This is a genomic window from Pseudomonas sp. TMW22090 (assembly GCF_022496665.1).
GTDB classification, from domain to species: Bacteria; Pseudomonadota; Gammaproteobacteria; order Pseudomonadales; family Pseudomonadaceae; genus Aquipseudomonas; species Aquipseudomonas gregormendelii.
In genome coordinates this window covers 344,293-363,405 of the sequence record NZ_SCFH01000005.1, presented here as the reverse complement: position 1 = coordinate 363,405, position 19,113 = coordinate 344,293, and the positions used below count along the sequence as shown (strand labels likewise).

The window sequence follows — 19,113 nt, the reverse complement described above, 5'->3', positions numbered from 1 at the left end:
GATATTAACACAGGGTTGCCGTGGGCTTGCGCCACGGCTGCAACCGAATGAAACATCGTTCTTCGCCCCCGGGTCTGGATCAGGCGATATTTTCCGTCGGTGCGTCGAGCCCCATGGCGTGCAGGCGCGAGTAGTAGCCATTTTGCGCCAACAACTGCGCGTGGGTGCCACGCTCGACGATTTCACCATGGTCCATGACCAGAATGAGGTCGGCCTTTTCGATGGTCGACAAGCGGTGAGCGATCACCAGCGTGGTACGGCCCTTCATGACCTGGTCCAGTGCCGCCTGGATATGGCGCTCGGACTCGGTGTCGAGTGCCGAGGTCGCCTCATCCAGGATCAGCAACGGGGCGTTCTTCAACAGGGCCCGGGCAATCGCCAGGCGCTGGCGTTGACCACCGGACAACAGCACGCCGTTTTCACCGACCTGGGTATCCAGGCCATCGGGCATCTGGGAAATGAAGTCCATCGCATAAGCATCGGTGGCGGCCTTCTCGATATCGGCCCGCGGGGCGCCAGCCAGGTCGCCGTAGGCGATATTGTTGGCGATGGTGTCATTGAACAGCGTCACATGCTGGGTGACCTGTGCCACGTGCCGACGCAGGTTACGCAGGCGATAGTCTTCGATTTCGACATCATCGAGCAGGATCTCGCCGGTCTCGTGATGGTAGAAACGAGGGATCAGGCTGGCCAGGGTCGACTTGCCACTGCCGGAGCGACCCACCAGCGCGATCATCTGGCCGGGTGCCGCGGTGAAGCTGATGTTTTTCAACACTTCACGATCGGTGTCCGGGTAGGTAAAGCTCAGGTTGCGCACTTCCAGGTAACCGCTGACGCGATCACGCTCGACCGTACCGCTATCAACTTCAGGCTCAACGTCCAGCTGTTCAAAAATGCTTTCGGCACCGGCCACGCCTTTCTGGATGGTCGAGCTGACTTCCGACAATTGACGGATTGGCTTGGGCAGCAGGCCCGCCGCCGTGATGTAGGCCACCAGGTCGCCCGCCGTAGCATCGCCCCGCAGGAACAGTACCAGGAACATCAACACGGCCATGGCGGTATAGATGACCAGCTGCAACATCGGCGTATACACCGCGCCGGTCTTGGTCATGCGCAGCTGCTTGTCCGTGTTGCCCTGGCTGGCTTCGGCAAAGCGGCGCTCTTCATAGCTCTCGCCGCCGAAGCTGCGCACCACGCGATAACCCTGGATGGTTTCAGAGGCGACGTGGGTCACATCCCCCATGGCTACCTGGATTTTCTTGCTCTGCTTGCGGAATTTCTTGCTGGTGTTACCCACCATAAACGCAATCACCGGCAGAATCGCCAGCATCACGATCGTCAACTGCCAGTTCATCCACAACAGATAGGCAAACAGGAACACCACGGTCAGGCCTTCACGAATCACGACCTTGATCGCGTCCGTGGCGGCGCCGGTGACCATGGTCACGTTGAAGGTGATGCGCGAAATCAGATGCCCCGAGTTATGGGTATCGAAGTAGCGGTTGGGCAGTACCAGCAGCTTGTTGAACAGTTCGACGCGCAGGTCATGCACCAGCCCCAGCGAAACCTTCGCCAGGTAGTAGTTACCCAGGAACGAGCCCAAGCCCTGCCACGCCGCGATCAGGATGATCAGCAGTGGCACCGCCATCAGCAACTGCAGGTCCTTGAGATAGGGAACATTGGGAAAGAGCACCGCTTCAGGGTTGCTCAGGCCGTCGACGAAATATTTGAGGATCCCCGCCAGCATCGGCTGGGTGGAAGCAAAGATCACGAAGCCCACGATACTCAGCAGGAAAAGGCCAACATAGGGTTTTACATACCCCAACAGCCGAAGATAGATTTTCAGGCTGGAGTCCTGTCCCGCTTTGGGCGGTGCGTCACTCATCGTAGAGCTCACTTGTTAGGAAGAACGCGAAATTTTATCACAGGCACCGGGGTTGGCCCGCGCCCATACCAAAACACTGGCCAACCCGATCGGTAGCCAGCTGATGAACCACTCAGCCCTGGGCGTGCCGGTCAGGCTGGCCGCATCAAATTGCATGGCCAGGGTGGAAAACAGCCAGATGCCGATAATGCCCTGGCCGTACAGCGACGTCCTGGCTTTCCAGGCCTCAAGCAGCACGCCAAACCAGACTGCACACCACAGCAGCAGGCCTGGCAGACCCAGCTCGATTGCCACATGGCTGAACAGATTATGGGCATGGTCGAAATACATGTCTGCGGCGAACACCTTGTAGTCGCCGCCCAGCCCGAGGCCGCGCCATGGATGCTCGGCGATCATGTTGAGGCTGGCAACCAGGATCTCCGGACGATAGGAGGCACCGCGGGCCAGCACCAGTGGTTCGAGCAACCAGAACGCCAGCAGCGCCACCGCCAGGGCACCGATGGCGACGACGCAGCTGCGCCGGTCCCGGCACCAGATGGGCATGGCGAGCAACGTGAAGAACAACGCCAGCGCCGCGCCCCGGCTCTGGCTCATCACCACGAATGCGCCAAGCAAGCCCAAGGCCACAGCCCAGAGGGCCTGCATCCAGCGCTCGCTGGGCACCCAAAGCACGAGCCACACGGCCGCCAGCCCGATGACGTAGCCGCCAAGGATCGGGTGAGACAGTTCCCCCAGGCCTTCAAGACGTGCAACCCAGGCATTGCCATTAACACCGTAGAATTTTATGACAGCGGCCAGGGCTGTCAGCGCCAGGCCGAAACCGCCCCACTGCATGAGGCGAATCACGCGCTCCGGTCGACCATTGGCCAATATCGGAAAAAACAGCAGGAACACGACGATGTACAACAGGCGCTTGGCCTCGCGAGCGGGTTCCTCGACGTTGGTCCACGACAGGCTGATCAACGACCAGACGAGCAAACCCAGCAGCGGCAGGTAGATCCAGCGCTGTTCGTACAGCAGCTCTTTGAGTCGAACCCGCGCAGGCCAGGCGAATACCAGGGCCGGGAGCCAGAGCAAAGCGACCAGGCCCTGTTGATAGGCTTTGTTGGTAGGCGCTACGGCAATGGCCAGTAAAAACCAGATCAGCCCTGCGGCCATCCATAGTTGCGCCCAGCGTGTTTCCTGCATCGATTTGCTCCTTGGATAGTTCGCCCTGCCTCACCCGGCATGGTTAAAACTGAAACTTTTCGGCATCATTGCCCGCCACGGCGCTCCGCAATTCCCACAAGGCTTTCTACGATGCAATGTTCCCGACTTCCGCAAGACGCTTTAAATCAAATGATTGAAGGCGCCAGAGTATTGGAGGCTGATAGCTACGGTCCGAAAGTCTACCTGTTGCAGGATGGGAATATCCTCAAACTGTTCAGGCGCAAGCGACTATTTTCTTCCGCCATATTTCGCCCTTACTCGAAACGGTTCATCGATAACGTCCTGGAACTGCAAAAGCGCGGTGTGCCCACCCTTCAGGTGCTGCAGTTCTACCGTCTGCAAGGTCCAGGCATGACCGCCGTACTGTATGAGCCATTGCCGGGTGAAACCCTGCGCCAGATTGCGGCAAAAGACGGCTTCGACTGGCAGCAGAACCTGCCGGCGCTCGCAGAATTGATCCGCAGCCTGCACAAATCGGGAATTTATTTTCGCTCGTTGCACCTGGGCAACATCGTGGTGACGCCAGATAACCGCATGGGTTTGATTGATGTCGCAGACATGCGCTTTGTGCGTGGCCCACTGCCGAAGCACCTGATCAAGCGCAACCTGCAACACTTCGCGCGCTATATTGCACGCGAGAACCTGAACGGCAGCTTTCCAATGCAAGCATTGGAGCAGGCCGTCATGCCGTCATGACAACAGTTCGCGGACCGCTTGGCTGAAGTCGAGCCAGGCCTGGTCAGGTGCCAGCTTGCGGTACTGGCCCGCTGCAATCGTTGATGCAGAGGCATTGAATGCACTCACAATAGCCGCGCTCCAGGCGTTGACGTCGGCAGCGGCGACATACACACCCTTGTCATCGAGCTGTTCGCGAAACACTGGAAGTTCGCTGGCTATCACCGGCACGTCCGCCATGACGGCCTCCTGCATGATCAGCCCGAGGCCCTCGCTCAACGAGGGGATCGCCACCCAGTCGAAAGCGCGGTAGAGCTGCGCGGCGTCGTTCAAATGCCCCGGCAACGAGACATTGCCGCCGAGCCCCAGGCTATCAATACGCGCCTGCAGCGCGGCACGATTCGAGCCCTCGCCGATAATGACCAGACGCAGATCTGCGCGCTGTTTCAGTGCCAGCGCGAAGGCGTCGAGCAGGCACGCAAACCCTTTCTTGTCTTCCAGTCGACCGACCGCACCCAGCACCGGCGTCTCGTCGAGCGGCAGCCCCAGGCGAGCACGGGCATCCTCTCGCGAGAGCACCTCGGCGCGAAAGGCAACAGGGTCATATGCACTGCGCAGCGCCTGGATAGGGAGTTGAAGGTCCTGGCCCAGCTTGGTCGCCAGCGTGCCTGACACTGCGACCAGCGTCAGTTGAGTCGGCTTGAAGTGCTGGAACAGCGCCCGGTCTTCGGGACGAAGTCGAGTGGACCCGTGAAAAATCACGATGGCCCGCACGTGAGGCAGTTTCTTCAGCAGGGGCAACAAGGTGCGGGCAACGCCCAGGCCGTCGAGCAGCAACAGATCCGCCTGGCTTTCCAGGAGCGCTTTCTTGAAACCGGCCTGCATCCAGGGCTTGGTCAGCCGCCAGAAATGCCGCCCTTTCAACTGCGCGGAGGACAGGTTCCACTCCCTGGCGCCAGCCACGTTCACGCCACAATCGGTTGCGCAGCCCTGTAACAGCCAGGTCTTGACCGGTGATGTCGAGGCCGCCTGGGACAGAATCTGTTGGTGAACCTTGTGTATCGACGCAAAAGGCGCACCGCCGGACCACATCACATTAAGAATGCTCATGGCGCCACGTATCGCTTCAGGCATCTGCCGGGTTCTCTCCTGGTGCACTTAATTGATGAACCAGCCAATGCATACTCCCACCAGTAGAGACAATGCGAACTTGATCTGTTCGCGCCGACTGCGCCGCGCCTTGCGCTCACGCTCGACAGAAGTCTGGACGTGCAAACCAAACCCCGTATGCCGAACCGCATCACCCTCAAGCGTCACTGCAGTCAGGTTCAGCTGCGCGTAACGCTTGGACAGCGCCTTCTCCCCGTCGTGCGAGGCATAAGGGGCACACAGCCGATATTCCTTGATTCGGCGCAGCCCGGGGTTCAGCGAGAAACTCTGCCACTCGGGCTTGTCCGAGATCAGCGGATAGCAGGCCACGCCACCAATGAACTCCCGAGCACCCAGGCGAATATATGGGCTGTGAACATTCAGATCGTAAATATAGCTGCGCATCCAGACCTGGAGGATTTCCGGACGCAATTCGAGGATTTTCAGCGAATCTTCCACGAATCCTGGGCGATAGAATTCCCAGTCGTCTTCGCAATGGAAAATGTACGGAGTGCTGACATGTTCGTAAGCCAGGTCAATGGACGCCAACTGACCGAGCTTCGGGCGATTGACGAAAATCGTGCAATGGTCTTTCCAGCCCGCAGGGATGGCCGAATGCACAGCCTCGTCCCCGGCATCTTCAGTAATGAAGACTTCGCGGATGGGCGCTGTGTTGAACCGGTCAAAACTCTCGAGAGTGGTTTTGAGCAGGTCCAGGCGGCCACAGCTGGTGACCACCAAGGTGATGTTACTTTCTGTTGAAAACTGCACTTGATTCTCGTTTAAAGTCAAAGTGCCAGCAATATCAATGGCTGACCGGCCCTTGTCAAACGCCCAGCTTCAGGCGCACTTTTTCCAGCAGACTCAGTGGCGCACGGGCGCGCAGCGCCGGCTTGAGCGCCTCGACGATGCGTTCGCCGATACGCGCGAAGCTCAATTGCGCCACGACCAGTTCCCGGCCGTTACTGGCAATGCGCCGGGCCAGCTCGGGGTCGGCCCGCAGTTGCGCCAGCTTTTCCTGCAACTGTGCGATGGTCTGGTAGAACACGATGTTATGCATGTCCTGCAGACCCAACGCGCGGCTCTCGGCCTCGCCCTGGTCATACGCCAACAACACACAACCGCAGGCCATCGCTTCGAAGTTCTTGATCATGAACTCGCCCATGCCGACATCGGCACTGACGAAGAAACGGATGCGGTTGAGGGTATCGCAGTATTCCTCACCGGACTTGGTCCGGGTCACGACCAGCGGCTCAACCCGCCCCAGCTCATCGAGCAAGGCTTTGCGACCGCTGTAGGCAACGCTGTTGGTGCTGCCGACAAATGCCAACTCGATATCACGTTCGCGACCCTGGTCCTGCAGCAGGGTCTGGTCGTAGCCCTTGGGCACGAACACGGCATCAAACCCTTCCTCGCGAAGACGCTCGGCCACCACATATCCCGAGCTGATCACCCGCACCCACGGCAACTTGCGGTAATGGGCGCTGAACTTGCCGGTGTACTTGCACGGGATGTAATTCTGGTAGGCATCGTGTTCCAGAAAGACCAGGTTGGGCACGGTCTGGATAAAGCGAACCTGCCTGATTTCCTTCTTGAAGCGCAGGAAGAACACAATGCGGTCGTAGCGAGTTACATCGACGTGATTGCGGAAATAACCGCGCAGGTCGTCCTGCTCCTCGCTGGTCAACTCGCGCTTGTCGCAATCGCAATGGGCGGCGATTCCGTCGTAGAGGCGATCAAGGATCGCTCGCTGCTCTTTCTGCACCAGGAACAGGACTTTCAATTGTTTTCTCTCTTTCCAGACAGATCTTGCACCCAGAACAATTCATGGCGGCGCACGGTTTTGCGGAAAAACTCGTTTTCCCCGTAAGCCGGCCAGCGTCGAGCCGCCAGGCACCTCTGTATCGCGCGCCGCAGCAGGCGCTTCAATGGCAGCCTCGGCTGGAGGTCGTGCATCATGCCCAGCGCCATTGCCTTGCGGCATTGTTGTTTGTCGGACAGGCCGAGCGCCCAGGGACGCATGGGCTCGTCGGCCGTCAGTTGCGGCGGCAACGCCACGCCAGTGCCTGCTTCACCCATGGGCCAGCGATCGTTATCGTGGAGGTGATTGGCGTAATACAACAAGGTTTCAGGCTGCCAGGCAGTGGCGCCCAGCGCCTGCATGACGGCTTGCTGAGAACACTGGTGGTCCGGATGGGGATCGAAGCGCGGATGCGGCAACACGATGACCTGGGGCTGGATACGCTCGATGAGCTCATGCAGATCCCCCAGCAGGTTGTTCCAGGTAGGGGCACCGTCAGCATCACTGCGCAGGGCAAACGGATTGAAGCGGCGGAAGTAGCGAGTATCGCCAAGCTGCGCTTCGCGGGAGGCCGCCGGACAGTCCGGGGCATCCTGCATCGCCGGCAATTGCAGACAGAAATACCCCAGCTGGATGCAGCGTTCCTGCGCGACACCGCCCCACAATGGCACCCCAATGCTGTCCCACGCACGCAGCGAGCCTTTGAGGCGCGCCGCTTCGACGCTATCAAGGCCCATCTGCTGGTAGTGCTCGGCCTCTATTTCGCCGGCGGTCACCGTCACGATCCAGCTTTGCTCGGCGCTGCTGTACAAGCCAAACGCCGCCAGCTCGGCGTCGTCGGCGTGGGGGGCGATGACCAGCACCCGCTTGTCACGGTAGTCGGGGTATTCGAAGGCCCACAGCACGGGTTCGCCGAGCAACCGGCAGAACCGTCCGCGCAAGCGCAGTTGCCCTTCGGACAGCACCGACGCCTGCCCGGTGAGATTGAGATAACGCAACCCGTCGACACCCCGCTCGAAAGCCTGACGATCGGGATTAGTGCCCCCCGCCAACTCGACCACGGGATCGAAAAAGCGTCCCAGCCAGGTGCTTTTAATGCGCAGTGCCAACACCAGCGTGGCGTCGTCGACCAGCATGACGCCCTCGTCCAGGCGCAACCGTTCGCCGTGCAGATGGACTTTTGGTTGCTGAGTGTAGGGCGCAAAGCTGTATTGGTAATCATCGCCTGGGGAATAGAACAAATGGTCGGCGAACCAGGCTTCATGGGCTACCCAGCCCAGCACCGCAATGACCAGCGGCAACCACCAGGTCACTAGCCAGCCAAGGGCCACTAACACGAAAAAGGCGATAAGCAGGCTCAGGCGCTTGTTGCGTCGATGGCGCTTTAGCAGCAGCTGTTTACGGCTGGTGGGCTGATTCATACAGTGAATACCGGGACAGGATTACACCAGCGATCCTTGTATTCCCGATCGGCTCGCCCGAAAGAGAATCGCAAGGGCTTGTCCAGTGCCCGGGCATGCTCCCAGGCACTTTGCGTATTGAGGAAACTCAGCACGCTGCCGGGACTGAATTCGCGGGTTTCAGGATCGACGCCACCGTTGATGTACTCGACGCTGATCCATTGCGGCGCTTCAACCCGGTAGACCAGTTGAATCGCGATCGGCGCATCATTGAGGAAAATGACCGAGCCAATCAGTAACTCACGCAACAGCTCGATGACCTCAGCCATGCGTTGCGCACCTGTGGCCGGGAACCCCCATCTGCGCTGGAACAGATCGCAGTAGATCGCTGCCAGTTCGCTGCTGGAAAACTCGGTGACGGGTCGCACGACGCCGCCGGCCTCTTCCAGAAGACGCAATTCACGGCGCTGGTTATAGCGGAACTTTTTCGACAATTCTTCGGGGGTGCGGGCCATGGCCAATTGCTCGGCTTGCAGCCTGATACCGGTGAACCTTCCTTCGCTCATCGCGCACAGGTAGCGTGCCCGATGGCGCAGCGGCGCCTGGGCATCGGCGGCGGCCGGCAGGATCAGTTCTGCATTGCCCAGGTCGAACAGGCCTTTTTTACCCCGTCGCTTGAGCACATCCTTGGACAGCGCCAGGTCGCGACCCCAGGTCGGGATAGCAGCCTTGATTTCACCTTGCTGTTCCCATGCCAGATAACGCACCGGGATGTCGGCCATCTGTGCCAGGCCTTCAACGACCATAGGATGAGTTGCGACACTGCCGCCATAACGGTGCCAGACATCGGCATAGGTCGGGGCATCGATTACTGCCCAGCCACGTTCGCGCCAGCCTTGAAGTCGGTTGAGCATCAGCCCCTCGTTGCCAGTTCGGTAACACGCGGCAAACGCCAGAAAGCGTCACCCACCGCGCGATCGGAGAAGCGTTCGCGCAAGCGATCAGTCATCAGTTCGGCGCATTGGCGGCGCTGTTGATCGTCCATCGCGGCCAGGTGTTGCAGGCCTTGGGCCAGATGCTCGGCATCACCCAGGGGGAACAGGATACCGACACCTTCGACCACTTCCCTGGCGCCGCCCGCTGCAGTGGCGAGCAGCGGCACGCCGGCGGCCATGGCTTCAAGCAGCACCATGCCGAACGGCTCGTGATCGGAACTCAGGGCAAACACATCGAAAGCGCGGAAATAACGACGAGCCTCGGGCACCTGACCCAGGAACAGCACCCGGTCACCGACTCCCAACTCGCGGGCGAGCGCCTTGAGGTCCTGCTCCAGACGACCGGTACCGAGGATGACCATCTGGCTATTCACTGGCAAGCCCGGCAAAGCCTTGGCAAAACCGTGCAACAAGGTGGCCTGGTCCTTGTCGGGATGCAGGCGCCCGACGTTACCGACGATCCACGCATCCATCGCCAGGCCAAGGGTCTCCCGGGCTTCGTGCCGTGACAGCTGGCTGTCTTGCAATGCCTGCACGTCGATGCGGTTGTAGAGCGTCTGGATTCGGGAATCCGGCCATTTCGGCAGGCATTTGCGCATATCGTCGCGCACGGCATCGGAAACCCCGAGCAGGCTCAGGCGCTTGCGAAAAATATGCGCAAAAAGTTTGCGGGTGCCGCGCTTGTAATCGCCAAAGGCATGGTGCACGCCAATCACCGGCAGCGAGGTACCGAGCAAGGCGATGTAGATCGGTTTGAAGCGGTGGGCGATGCAGAAGCTGAAGTTGCGCGACGCGGCGATCTTGCGCACATCCCGGATCGCGCCCAGCTTCAGGCCACGAATGGCCTTTGAACTGTACTCCATGAACAACACTTCATCAGAAGCACAGCCCGCAGCGACTTCGGCATCGGCCGTCCCGGTAAGAAACACCGTGGTCACCCGATAACCGGTCCCCGCGAACAGGCTGGCGTACTGCCGGGCGCAGTCCAGAAACGGCCCGTCATAGCCGTGACAGAACTGCAGCACATGGCGTTCAGCCGAGCGTGTCATATGCGTCAGCGCCCTCTTTGACCACCAGAATGTCTTCCATGATCAGATACTGCAGGTCGGAACCGAAGAACATGTTCAAGGCGTCGGTCGGTGAGCAAATCATCGGCTCGCCACGACGGTTGAGCGAGGTGTTGAGCGAAACACCGTTGCCGGTCAGCACTTCCAGCGCCTTCATCATGTCGTAGTAACGCGGGTTGTATTCGCGCTTGAGCACTTGGGCCCGGGAGGTGCCGTCTTCGTGGACGACTTCCGGCACGCGGGTCTTCCACTCTTCAGCCACTTCAAAGGTGAAGGTCATGAACGGCGCCGGGTGATCGATCTTGATCATCTGCGGTGCAACGGTGTCGAGCATCGACGGGCAGAAAGGCCTCCAGCGCTCGCGGAACTTGATCTGGTGGTTGATGCGGTCAGCCACGCCAGTGGCACTCGGGCAACCAATGATCGAACGACCGCCCAACGCACGCGGGCCGAATTCCATCCGCCCCTGGAACCAGGCAACCGGATTGCCATCGACCATGATCCTGGCGATATTTTCCGGCATGTTCTCGAGCTTGCGCCACACCGGCTTGCTCGGGTGACGGGCGCATGCTGCCAGCACGTCTTCGTTGGTGTAGGACGGGCCGAGGTAGACGTGTTCCATCTTCTCGACTGGCACACCACGGGCGTGCGACACATAAGCCGCGGCACCGACTGCGGTACCGGCGTCGCCCGATGCAGGCTGGACGAACAGTTCCTTGACGTCGTCGCGGGCGATAATCTTCTGGTTCAGCTTGACGTTCAACGCACAGCCGCCAGCAAAGGCCAGCTTGCCGGTTTCCTTGAGCACGTCGCCCAGATAATGGTCGATCATCTGCAGCGCCAGCTTCTCGAACAGCGCCTGCATGCTCGCGGCGTAGTGGATGTAAGGCTCGTCGGCAATGTCGCCTTCGCGCTTTGGACCCAGCCACTCGATAAGTTTCGGCGAGAAGTAGAAACCTTTGCCTTTCTCTTTGTAGCGGCGCAGGCCGATCACGTTGGCGTAATCGGTGTTGATCACCAACTCGCCGTTCTCGAAGGACGCCAGGCGGGAAAAGTCATATTTGCTGGCATCGCCATAAGGCGCCATGCCCATGACCTTGAACTCTCCGTCGAGCATCTCGAAACCGAGGAACTCGGTGATCGCGCCATACAGGCCGCCCAGGGAGTCAGGATCGAAGAACTCCTTGATCTTGTGAATCTTCCCGTTCTCGCCATAACCGAAGAAGGTCGTGGCGTACTCACCCTTGCCGTCGATCCCCAGGATCGCGGTTTTCTCCTTGAAACCGGAGCAGTGGTAGGCGCTGGAGGCGTGGGCCAGGTGATGCTCGACCGGCTCGATCTTGATTTTCTTCGGATCGAAGCCCAGTTGCTCGAGGCACCAGACAATTTTGTTGCGATAACGCTTGTAGCGACGGTTGCCCATCAGGATCGCATCAAGTGCGCGATCCGGGGCGTACCAGTAACGCTTGGCGTAGTGCCAGCGAGCCTCGCCGAACAGGCTGATCGGGGCGAACGGAATCGCGACTACATCGACGTCGGACGGTTTGATGCCCGCCTGTTCGAGGCAGAACTTCGCCGATTCGTAGGGCATGCGGTTCTTTGCATGTTTATCGCGCACAAAGCGCTCTTCCTCAGCCGCCGCGACCAGCTTGCCGTCGATGTACAAGGCTGCGGAAGGATCATGGCTAAGGGCGCCGGACAGGCCAAGAATCGTCAATGCCACTGGGGTCTAGCCTCTTTAGTCTGCATGCAGGCGCAATGCGCCTCAAAAAATTGATGTGCCCTCGCAAGCGGCGAGAGACAGCTAAAGGGCGGGATTATAGCGTAAACAAGGCGGGAATGACCCAGCGCTTATTTGACTCGGACGATCAAGATCAAAAGATCGCAGCCTCGGCAGCTCCTGCAGCCGGGCGCGAAGGCGAGACCGGCACAAATCTCCGCAGGAGCTGCCGCAGGCTGCGATCTTCGCGCCGTATCAGACGCTGGAAATGTCTTTGGGCAGACGCTGATCGATGAGTTGGTAGAGGGCGCTGCTCTCTGGCCAGTTGCGCATGAATCGCGCCCGATCCCGCGCATAGGCCGGGGCGAAGCTGCCTGGCGAGCTGTGCTGGCACATGGAGTCCAGGTCTATCAATGCCCAGCGATCCTGATGCCAGAACAGGTTATGGCCTTTGAAATCGCCATGGCTGATGCGCTCGCCGATCAGTTCGGCGAACAGATGATCCAGCGCCAGCAGCTCGGCCTCGGGAGCGTCCCCGCTATCAACATAGGGGGCAAAACGTTCGATGATATCCGGGCCTGGAAGGTACTCGGTGACCAGGTACGCCCGACTGCGCAGCCAGAAAAAACGCTTCTCCAGCAAGGCCAGCGGCTTGGGCGTGGCAATGCCCAGGAAAGCCAGGCGATTGCCTTCGCGCCACGAATGCCACGCACGACTTGGGCGCCAGAAGCGCTTCAACCAATGGGCGAACCCCTTGATGTTGTATCGCTTGATAACCAGCGTTCTACCTTCTACCTCGACTTTTCCTACACTCGCCGCGCCACCGGTCTTGTACAGATGGCCTCGATCAAGTAACTCGTCCGCCTGCTCCAGCACTGGCAGCATCGCCGCCTCTTCCTCGCGCCGAATAGCCCTCAAGGCAAACGCCCCGCGCTGGACGCTGAAGAGCGTGCACTCGCGCCCAACCTTGATCAGGAAGTCCTTGAGGCGCCAGGCGCGAACCTTGTTGATCTGCTTCTGCAATGCCTCCATGGGCAAGGCATGCTCGCCATTGCTCAACAGGTAATACACCAGGAGCTCTTCGGTGAAAGGCTCGAGGGATTTGGGCAGTTGGGCGAAAAAAACCCCGAGATTTTCCAGTACTTTCTGCCGCGACAGTGGCTGCCCCGGCGTTTCGGCGCAGATTCCCGCGCCATCAATCAAATACAGACGGCCTCGCTGGCGCAGCAGGTTGTCCAGGTGCAGATCTTCCTGCCACAAGCCTTTGCGGTGCATCTGCCCGATCGCCCCCAGCGCAGCTGCCAGTACGGCCGACTGCTCGTCCGCGAGCATTGGCAAACTCTCGACCTGCTTCCACGCATCGCCCAGGCTCTCGGCGCCCTCGAGAAAATCGAACAGCAGCCAGCCGCCCTCGCCTTCCTTCAAGCCATCGGCCAGCAGCAAAGGGGTGGTCAAGCCTTGATCGGCGAGCAAGCGCACGCCATTGAGTTCGCGCTGGAAGTGCCGCGACGCTTTAGCGCCGACCAGTAACTTGGCCAGCACGGGACGGCCGCGCCAAACGCCAGCACCGACGTATCGCTGCCCAGGCAGCACGCGCAGCAAGCTCAGCAACTGCAAGTTGGCTGGCCCGGCGGCATCGGCCAGTGAGATGCTCAATGGCAGGCCCGGGTTACGCCCTGCATGCTTCAGTTCGGACAAACGCATCAGCGCGCCTCCTTGTGACCGCGCCGCGCACCCAGGCGCTGCAGCCAGCTGTCGATCAGTGAACTGGCCACTGGCTGATCCAGGTAAACCGCCAGCAACTCACGCACTTGTGCGTCGTTCCACTGCGGCGCACGACGCAGCAGAGGCTCTAGATCCTTCACCCGGTCGCGCTGCCCCAGCAGCAATGGCCGGGTCTTTTCCAGGTCAATCAGCTGGGCTTGATAACCGCTGGCGGTGGTTTGCAGGAAAATGTGCTTGGGATAAAAACAGCCGTGAACCTGGCGTGCACCGTGCAGGCGCCGAGCCAGCTGGCCACAGGCCTGGATGATCGCCGACTGCTCCACCTCGCCAAGTTGCGACCAGCGCTGCAACAGCGAGTCGAGGTCATCCCATCCATCCAGCGCACGAGTCAGCAGAATCGCCCGCACTTCGCCCTTGACCTTGCGCTCACCAAAGAACGCCGCTTTCAACGCCGGAATGCCCAGGCTTTCATAGCGACTGATATTGCGAAACTCCCGGGCGAAACTCGGCTCGCCAAAAGGCGCATGCAACGTACGCATTTGGTAATTGCACTGCCGCTTGAGGTAGTAGCCATGACCTTCCAGGTCCAGGCGAAACACGCTGCTCCAGCCACCGCGTGCGGTGTTCGGTTCGTCCACCGCTTCCAGTTGCCTGGCCCACAGCGCTTCGAAGGTGCCCAGACCATGGCGTTCAAGTAACGCGCGGTCATCAGCGGCGAGAAAATCAGTCATTCGCGACCCTCGAAAAATCTGACAACGTGACGAATGCGCTGCTTGTCCGCCTCATTCAGGCGATCACGTTGGCGGTACTGCAAGTAGAACCGCAGGCGCTGAGTGGCCGACAGCTGGTACTTGGCGACCTTGTCCAGGCACGCCAGGTCCTTGGTGATTCGATACTTGAGCCAAAAACCGCGCCAGAAGTCGCCGTTAGGGCAATCGATCAGGAACAGCCGGGCCTGATCGTCAATCAACAGGTTTCGCCACTTCAGGTCGTTGTGAGTGAACCGATGGTCGTGCATGGTCCGTGTATAGCCGGCCAACTGCCGGCTGACAACATCGACCCAGGCACGGTCATGGAGTTTCGGATCATGGCGCTCGGCCAGTGCCGACAGGTCTTCGGTACGCGGCAGCTCCCGGGTGATCATTGCACCTCGGTCATAGGCCGCCCCCCGCCGCTCCAGGCCCCACGCCACGACTTCGGCGGTGGGAATACCCCACTTGGCGAACCGTTTAAGGTTCTGCCATTCGGCCTTGACCCGAGGTTTGCCCAGGTAACGACGCAGGCCCTTGCCGGCGCCAACGTAACGCTTTACGTAGTAATTGACGCCGTTGCGTTGAACGCGGATGACTTCGGACAGCGGATCGCGGGTCAGGCGCTCGCCCTGAAGCCCAAACACTGCATCAAGACTTCCGAAATCTTCTGCCAGCTCGCTGTACGCAGGCTCCAGGTTCCAACCCGACATCAGAGCGCATCTCCGTACCGCTGTTTACGATCGTAGAGTTTGTTCGCCTTGCCTTCGAGCCAGGCGAGCAAGGCTGCTTCCTGGCCCAGGACCTGCCGCAGCGGCTGCTGGAAGTAACCTTTGAGGAAGCGCAACTTGTCGCGACGGGTCAGGCCAATGTCCAGCGCCGAAAAGTACAGCGCGGCCAGGTCCTTGTTGCGCCAGCGCTGAGTGATTGCCGGGCGGGTCTGGGCCCGGTGCAGATCGATCACCGAAAGCTTGAAATCGTCAGCCTTCACCGGTTTGTCGGTGTGCAGCAGGAAATGGCAGATGTAGCAGTCGCGGTGGTTGACGCCGGCGCGGTGCATCATGCCGGTCATGCGCGCCACTTCGGCGATCAGCGCCCGCTTGAGTGTCGGTTCCGGCGGGTTCTTGACCCAATCGACGCTGTAGTCTTCGAGGCTGACGGTAGGTGCCAGCTCTTCGGTGACAATGAACGAGTGCTGGTCGGCCGGGTTGCTGCCTTTCTCCCCGTAAGCCACCGCCGTCATGCTCGGCACCCCCACTTCCTTGAGGCGCTGGATGGCCTTCCACTCCTGACCGGCGCCGAGCACCGGCAGCTTGGCGGTGAGCAGGTTCTTGAAGATTTCGCCCCAGCCAATGCCACGGTGGATTTTCACGAAAAAACCGTGGCCGTCCACTTCAGTGCGCAAGGTGCGGCGCGCCTCAAGCTCGCGATACACCTCGCCCTCGAGACGCTCGACTTCGGTAAACGGGTCGCGTCCAGCCCAAAGGCTCTTGAACGGTTCAGCCAACATCAATTTCATTTCGCCTGCTCCGCCAGAATCACGTCGGCCGCGTGCTGCGGCATGCTGTAGAGGTCGGCCGTGTCGGCGAAGGCCAGACCGTTGCGACTCCAGGCCGCACGCGCCTGAGCGTCGTTCAGCATGTCGGCCAGGTAGTGGGTCAGCTGCGCCTGATCGAATGGTTCGTCCAACACCCGCCCTGCGTCCGCCTCGGCGATGTAATGGGCGTAACCGCAGACCGCGCTCACCAGCACCGGCAGGCCAGCGACCAGGGCTTCAAGCAGAACGGTCCCGGTATTTTCGTTGTAAGCCGGGTGGATCAACAGGTCCGCACCCAGCAGAAACCGCGGAATATCGCTGCGCCCCTTGAGGAAGGTCACGTTATCGCCGAGGCCCAATGTCGCACTCTGCATCTGGAATATCTTGGGGTCGTCCTGGCCAATTACAAACAGCCGGGTACGTTTTTTCAGATCGGCAGGCAGTCCGGCCAGCGCCTTGAGGCTACGATCGACGCCCTTGGTCTTGAACCCGGAGCCGATCTGCACCAACAGCAGCTCATCGTCCTGCAAGTTGAACTCACGGCGGAATTCAGCGCGGATCTCGGCAGCGTTTGCCGGTGCGCGACGATCCTGGGAAATGCCCGGGGGCAGCAGATGAAAGCGCTCCAGCGGGGTGCCGTAATGCTTGATGAACAGCGGTTGCTGGACTTCGGAAATCATCAGGACTTCGGTCTTGGCGTCCTTGGCGAACACGGCGCGCTCGTACTCGGCGAAGTGGCGGTAGCGACCCCAGCGACGGTAGAGCGAGTTGCGCAGGTTCTGCGCCTTGTCTTCAAAGCAACCATCGGCGGCGTAGTAGACGTCCAGGCCCGGCATCTTGTTGAAGCCGATCAGACGATCCACAGGACGCCTGGCCAGATCCGCGGCCATCCACTCGCTGAGTTTCTCGTTGCGACGATGATTGAAGAACGCCTTGACCGGAGCTACCAGCACCTCAAAGCCCGGCGGAATATCGCCTTCCCAGATCAGCGTATAAACGCGGATCTGGTGGCCGCGCTGCTGGCATTCCAGGGCGATGCGCATAAAGTCGCGCTGCAGCCCCCCGAATGGAAAATATTTGTACAAGACGAATGCCAATTGCATCAGCGCAGCTCCTCAGCCAGTAACAACGTGCTCAGTCGGGTCGCGACACGCTCGGGATTCAAACGCGTGAAGCACAGCGGCCACTCGCGTTTCAGGTCAAACCGGCTGGCATCTTCGGCCGTCGGTTGATAGGTGCATTTCTTTTGCAGGCAGGGTGCGCAGGGGAAGTCGCTGGCGATGTGAATCTGCGACTTGCCGTAGGCGCCAGTCAGGCCCGGGTTGGTCGGGCCGAACAGCGACAATGTCGGGACGTCCAGCGCCGCTGCCAGATGGCCAAGACCGGTATCCACCGCCACGCAGGCCTGCGCCCCGGCCAGCACTTTGCCAACGCCCGCCAGGTTCAGCTTGGGCAGGACTTCAACGTGGCGCATGTCCTTGGCGATGCGCTCGGCGCGCGCTTTTTCGGCCGGGTTGCCCCAAGCCAGCTTCACGCCGACGCCCAGGTAGCCAACGCGCTCGGCCAGCTCTCGCCAATAGGCCTCGGGCCAGTGCTTGGTGTCCCAGGTGGTGCCGTGCAGGAACAAAACGTAGGGATTCTTGCGCGGCAGCTCGACCAGACGTTCGACGTTCAGGCCATAGTCGCCCAGGCCCTTGGGCAAGTCGTAGCCCAGGGCGATGGCGAACAATTGGCGTACTCGCTCCACGGCATGCTGGCCGCGGGCAACTGCCAGGCGCCGATCATAGAAACGTGCCGCGATCGGCTCACGTGCCGAACCTTTATCGAGGCCTGCCACCGGCGACTTGACATAACGAGTCAGCAAGGCACTTTTCAACAGGCCCTGGGCATCAATCACCAGATCATATTTTGTCGCGCGAATGCTTTGCTTGAAGCGCTTCCACTCGCCGCTCCTGATGGTCTGCCAGATGTTTTTGCGCCAGCGACGAATCGCGACCGGAATCACCTTGCCCACCGCAGGATGCCAGGTCGGGATCTCCGCGAAGCCCTCTTCCACCACCCAGTCGAATTGAATGCCGGGAATCGCCCGGGCCGCGTCCGTCAGCGCCGGTAACGCATGGATCACGTCACCGAGCGAAGACGTCTTGATCAACAGGACCCGCAAATTAATTGACCTCGACCACAGTGCCCTGCAACCGCTGCAAGGCTTCGTTCACCGCTTGCGGCATAAGCTGGCGCAGGCAGTTGTAATGACCGAAACGGCACGTACGGTCAAAGCAGGGGCTGCATTCGATGCCCAGGCGGACAATTTCGACATGCTCGGCCAGGGGGGGTGTGAACCCTGGAGAGGTGGAGCCATACACGGCCACCAGCGGTCGGTTCAACGCAGCGGCCACGTGCATCAGGCCGGAATCGTTGGACACCACCGAGTCGGCACAGGACAGCAAATCGATGGCCTCGGCCAGGGACGTTCCGCCGCTGAGGTTCACCGACTCTTCACGCAAGCCCGGGATCAGCCGGGCGCGGATGTCCTCGCCAACGGAGTGGTCGTTTTTCGAACCGAACAGCCACACCTGCCAACCCTCGCGAATCCTGGCTTCGGCAACCTGGGCGTAATGCTCGGAGGGCCAGCGCTTGGATTCGCCGAACTCGGCACCCGGGCACAGCGCCAGCACCGGGCGGTCCAGGGTCAGGCCGAACTTGGCCAGCGCCGCTTTGCGGGACACCGGGTCGATCTGCAGCGTCGGGCGTGGATAAGGTTTTGGCAGCTCGACGCCAGGCTCGAAGGCCAGGGCCATGAACCGCTCGATCATCAGCGGATAACGTTCCTTATCCAGCGTGCGTACGTCATTGAGCAAGCCGTAGCGGAATTCGCCGCGCCAGCCGGTGCGTTTCGCGATGCCGGCAAAGAACGGCACCAGCGCCGACTTCAACGAGTTGGGCAGCAGGATCGCCTGGTCGTACTGGCCAGCCAGGGATTTGCCGATGCGCCGCCGTGTAGCCAATTCCAAGGCACCGTGGCCGAGCGGAAAACTCAAGGCCTGACGGACTTCGGGCATGCGCTCCAGGATCGGCCGGCTCCACTCGGGGGCCAGGACGTCGATTTCGCATTGCGGGTGGCGTTGCTTGAGACACTGAAAGAGTGTCTGCGCCATCACCATGTCACCGACCCAACTGGGCCCAACGATCAGAATTTTCATG

The 19,113-nt window shown here is 60.4% G+C and carries 17 protein-coding genes; 1 reads left to right on the top strand and 16 read right to left on the bottom strand.

Translation table 11 applies throughout. The features are described from left to right. Nucleotides 1–79: 79 nt before the first annotated feature. Nucleotides 80–1,885 (bottom strand): lipid A export permease/ATP-binding protein MsbA, encoded by a 1,806-nt coding sequence (gene msbA / locus EQV97_RS16700; RefSeq protein WP_045061877.1) that lies wholly within the window; start codon nucleotides 1,883–1,885, stop codon nucleotides 80–82. Nucleotides 1,886–1,900: 15 nt separating this feature from the next. Next, a complete protein-coding gene (locus tag EQV97_RS16695; protein ID WP_122841537.1) occupies nucleotides 1,901–3,073 on the bottom strand; it encodes an O-antigen ligase family protein in 1,173 nt (390 codons plus the stop codon). 150 nt (nucleotides 3,074–3,223) lie between these two features. Here EQV97_RS16695 and EQV97_RS16690 point away from each other — a divergent pair, with 150 nt between their 5' ends. Next, nucleotides 3,224–3,790: a lipopolysaccharide kinase InaA family protein gene (locus EQV97_RS16690; RefSeq protein WP_240889288.1), complete on the top strand. Its 567-nt coding sequence runs from the start codon at nucleotides 3,224–3,226 to the stop codon at nucleotides 3,788–3,790. Here EQV97_RS16690 and EQV97_RS16685 read toward each other — a convergent pair. The 14 genes from EQV97_RS16685 to waaF all read right to left on the bottom strand — a co-directional run bounded on the left by EQV97_RS16685 (nucleotide 3,785) and on the right by waaF (nucleotide 19,112). Continuing rightward, nucleotides 3,785–4,879 carry a glycosyltransferase gene (locus EQV97_RS16685; protein ID WP_240889342.1) on the bottom strand — a complete coding sequence of 365 codons (1,095 nt, stop codon included), beginning with the start codon at nucleotides 4,877–4,879 and terminating at the stop codon, nucleotides 3,785–3,787. The genes EQV97_RS16690 and EQV97_RS16685 overlap by 6 nt on opposite strands. 48 nt (nucleotides 4,880–4,927) lie before the next feature. Next, a complete protein-coding gene (locus EQV97_RS16680; RefSeq protein WP_122841535.1) occupies nucleotides 4,928–5,689 on the bottom strand; it encodes a glycosyltransferase family 2 protein in 762 nt (253 codons plus the stop codon). A 55-nt stretch (nucleotides 5,690–5,744) separates the two neighbouring features. After that, nucleotides 5,745–6,701 carry a glycosyltransferase gene (locus tag EQV97_RS16675; protein ID WP_240889287.1) on the bottom strand — a complete coding sequence of 319 codons (957 nt, stop codon included), beginning with the start codon at nucleotides 6,699–6,701 and terminating at the stop codon, nucleotides 5,745–5,747. After that, on the bottom strand, nucleotides 6,698–8,140 hold the full coding sequence (locus tag EQV97_RS16670) for a PIG-L family deacetylase (protein WP_240889286.1): 1,443 nt from the start codon (nucleotides 8,138–8,140) through the stop codon (nucleotides 6,698–6,700). The genes EQV97_RS16675 and EQV97_RS16670 overlap by 4 nt, the downstream gene beginning before the upstream one ends. Continuing rightward, the gene (locus EQV97_RS16665) at nucleotides 8,137–9,033 is read right to left on the bottom strand and encodes an antimicrobial resistance protein Mig-14 (protein WP_122841532.1); all 897 of its coding nucleotides are present in this window, start codon (nucleotides 9,031–9,033) and stop codon (nucleotides 8,137–8,139) included. Before EQV97_RS16665 ends, EQV97_RS16670 begins: the two co-directional genes overlap by 4 nt. After that, nucleotides 9,033–10,163, bottom strand: coding sequence for a glycosyltransferase (locus EQV97_RS16660; protein ID WP_240889285.1), 1,131 nt, complete (start codon nucleotides 10,161–10,163; stop codon nucleotides 9,033–9,035). Before EQV97_RS16660 ends, EQV97_RS16665 begins: the two co-directional genes overlap by 1 nt. Continuing rightward, on the bottom strand, nucleotides 10,147–11,904 hold the full coding sequence (locus EQV97_RS16655; protein WP_045061884.1) for a carbamoyltransferase: 1,758 nt from the start codon (nucleotides 11,902–11,904) through the stop codon (nucleotides 10,147–10,149). The genes EQV97_RS16660 and EQV97_RS16655 overlap by 17 nt, the downstream gene beginning before the upstream one ends. A 252-nt stretch (nucleotides 11,905–12,156) precedes the next feature. Beyond that, nucleotides 12,157–13,605: a lipopolysaccharide kinase InaA family protein gene (locus EQV97_RS16650; protein ID WP_240889284.1), complete on the bottom strand. Its 1,449-nt coding sequence runs from the start codon at nucleotides 13,603–13,605 to the stop codon at nucleotides 12,157–12,159. Then, nucleotides 13,605–14,357, bottom strand: coding sequence for a lipopolysaccharide kinase InaA family protein (locus tag EQV97_RS16645; protein WP_240889283.1), 753 nt, complete (start codon nucleotides 14,355–14,357; stop codon nucleotides 13,605–13,607). The genes EQV97_RS16650 and EQV97_RS16645 overlap by 1 nt, the downstream gene beginning before the upstream one ends. Beyond that, a complete protein-coding gene (locus EQV97_RS16640) occupies nucleotides 14,354–15,088 on the bottom strand; it encodes a lipopolysaccharide kinase InaA family protein (protein ID WP_240889282.1) in 735 nt (244 codons plus the stop codon). Before EQV97_RS16640 ends, EQV97_RS16645 begins: the two co-directional genes overlap by 4 nt. Beyond that, the gene (gene rfaP, locus EQV97_RS16635; protein WP_225569328.1) at nucleotides 15,088–15,894 is read right to left on the bottom strand and encodes a lipopolysaccharide core heptose(I) kinase RfaP; all 807 of its coding nucleotides are present in this window, start codon (nucleotides 15,892–15,894) and stop codon (nucleotides 15,088–15,090) included. The genes EQV97_RS16640 and rfaP overlap by 1 nt, the downstream gene beginning before the upstream one ends. Then, nucleotides 15,891–17,015 (bottom strand): glycosyltransferase family 4 protein, encoded by a 1,125-nt coding sequence (locus EQV97_RS16630; protein ID WP_122841526.1) that lies wholly within the window; start codon nucleotides 17,013–17,015, stop codon nucleotides 15,891–15,893. The genes rfaP and EQV97_RS16630 overlap by 4 nt, the downstream gene beginning before the upstream one ends. Then, nucleotides 17,015–18,076, bottom strand: a complete 1,062-nt coding sequence (gene waaC / locus EQV97_RS16625) for a lipopolysaccharide heptosyltransferase I (protein WP_240889281.1) — start codon at nucleotides 18,074–18,076, stop codon at nucleotides 17,015–17,017. The genes EQV97_RS16630 and waaC overlap by 1 nt, the downstream gene beginning before the upstream one ends. 1 nt (nucleotide 18,077) lies before the next feature. Further along, nucleotides 18,078–19,112 carry a lipopolysaccharide heptosyltransferase II gene (waaF, locus tag EQV97_RS16620; RefSeq protein ID WP_122841524.1) on the bottom strand — a complete coding sequence of 345 codons (1,035 nt, stop codon included), beginning with the start codon at nucleotides 19,110–19,112 and terminating at the stop codon, nucleotides 18,078–18,080. Nucleotide 19,113: the final 1 nt, after the last annotated feature.

What these genes read in the sequence shown, in the direction of transcription:
- EQV97_RS16640 (WP_240889282.1), bottom strand. Translation starts at nt 15,088, where the DNA reads ATGTCGGGTTGGAACCTGGAGCCTGCGTACAGCGAGCTGGCAGAAGAT.
- EQV97_RS16690 (WP_240889288.1), top strand. Translation starts at nt 3,224, where the DNA reads ATGATTGAAGGCGCCAGAGTATTGGAGGCTGATAGCTACGGTCCGAAA.
- EQV97_RS16650 (WP_240889284.1), bottom strand. Translation starts at nt 13,605, where the DNA reads ATGCGTTTGTCCGAACTGAAGCATGCAGGGCGTAACCCGGGCCTGCCA.
- rfaP (WP_225569328.1), bottom strand. Translation starts at nt 15,894, where the DNA reads ATGAAATTGATGTTGGCTGAACCGTTCAAGAGCCTTTGGGCTGGACGC.
- EQV97_RS16685 (WP_240889342.1), bottom strand. Translation starts at nt 4,879, where the DNA reads ATGAGCATTCTTAATGTGATGTGGTCCGGCGGTGCGCCTTTTGCGTCG.
- msbA (WP_045061877.1), bottom strand. Translation starts at nt 1,885, where the DNA reads ATGAGTGACGCACCGCCCAAAGCGGGACAGGACTCCAGCCTGAAAATC.
- EQV97_RS16670 (WP_240889286.1), bottom strand. Translation starts at nt 8,140, where the DNA reads ATGAATCAGCCCACCAGCCGTAAACAGCTGCTGCTAAAGCGCCATCGA.
- EQV97_RS16660 (WP_240889285.1), bottom strand. Translation starts at nt 10,163, where the DNA reads ATGACACGCTCGGCTGAACGCCATGTGCTGCAGTTCTGTCACGGCTAT.
- EQV97_RS16695 (WP_122841537.1), bottom strand. Translation starts at nt 3,073, where the DNA reads ATGCAGGAAACACGCTGGGCGCAACTATGGATGGCCGCAGGGCTGATC.
- EQV97_RS16630 (WP_122841526.1), bottom strand. Translation starts at nt 17,015, where the DNA reads ATGCAATTGGCATTCGTCTTGTACAAATATTTTCCATTCGGGGGGCTG.
- waaF (WP_122841524.1), bottom strand. Translation starts at nt 19,112, where the DNA reads ATGAAAATTCTGATCGTTGGGCCCAGTTGGGTCGGTGACATGGTGATG.
- EQV97_RS16665 (WP_122841532.1), bottom strand. Translation starts at nt 9,033, where the DNA reads ATGCTCAACCGACTTCAAGGCTGGCGCGAACGTGGCTGGGCAGTAATC.
- EQV97_RS16645 (WP_240889283.1), bottom strand. Translation starts at nt 14,357, where the DNA reads ATGACTGATTTTCTCGCCGCTGATGACCGCGCGTTACTTGAACGCCAT.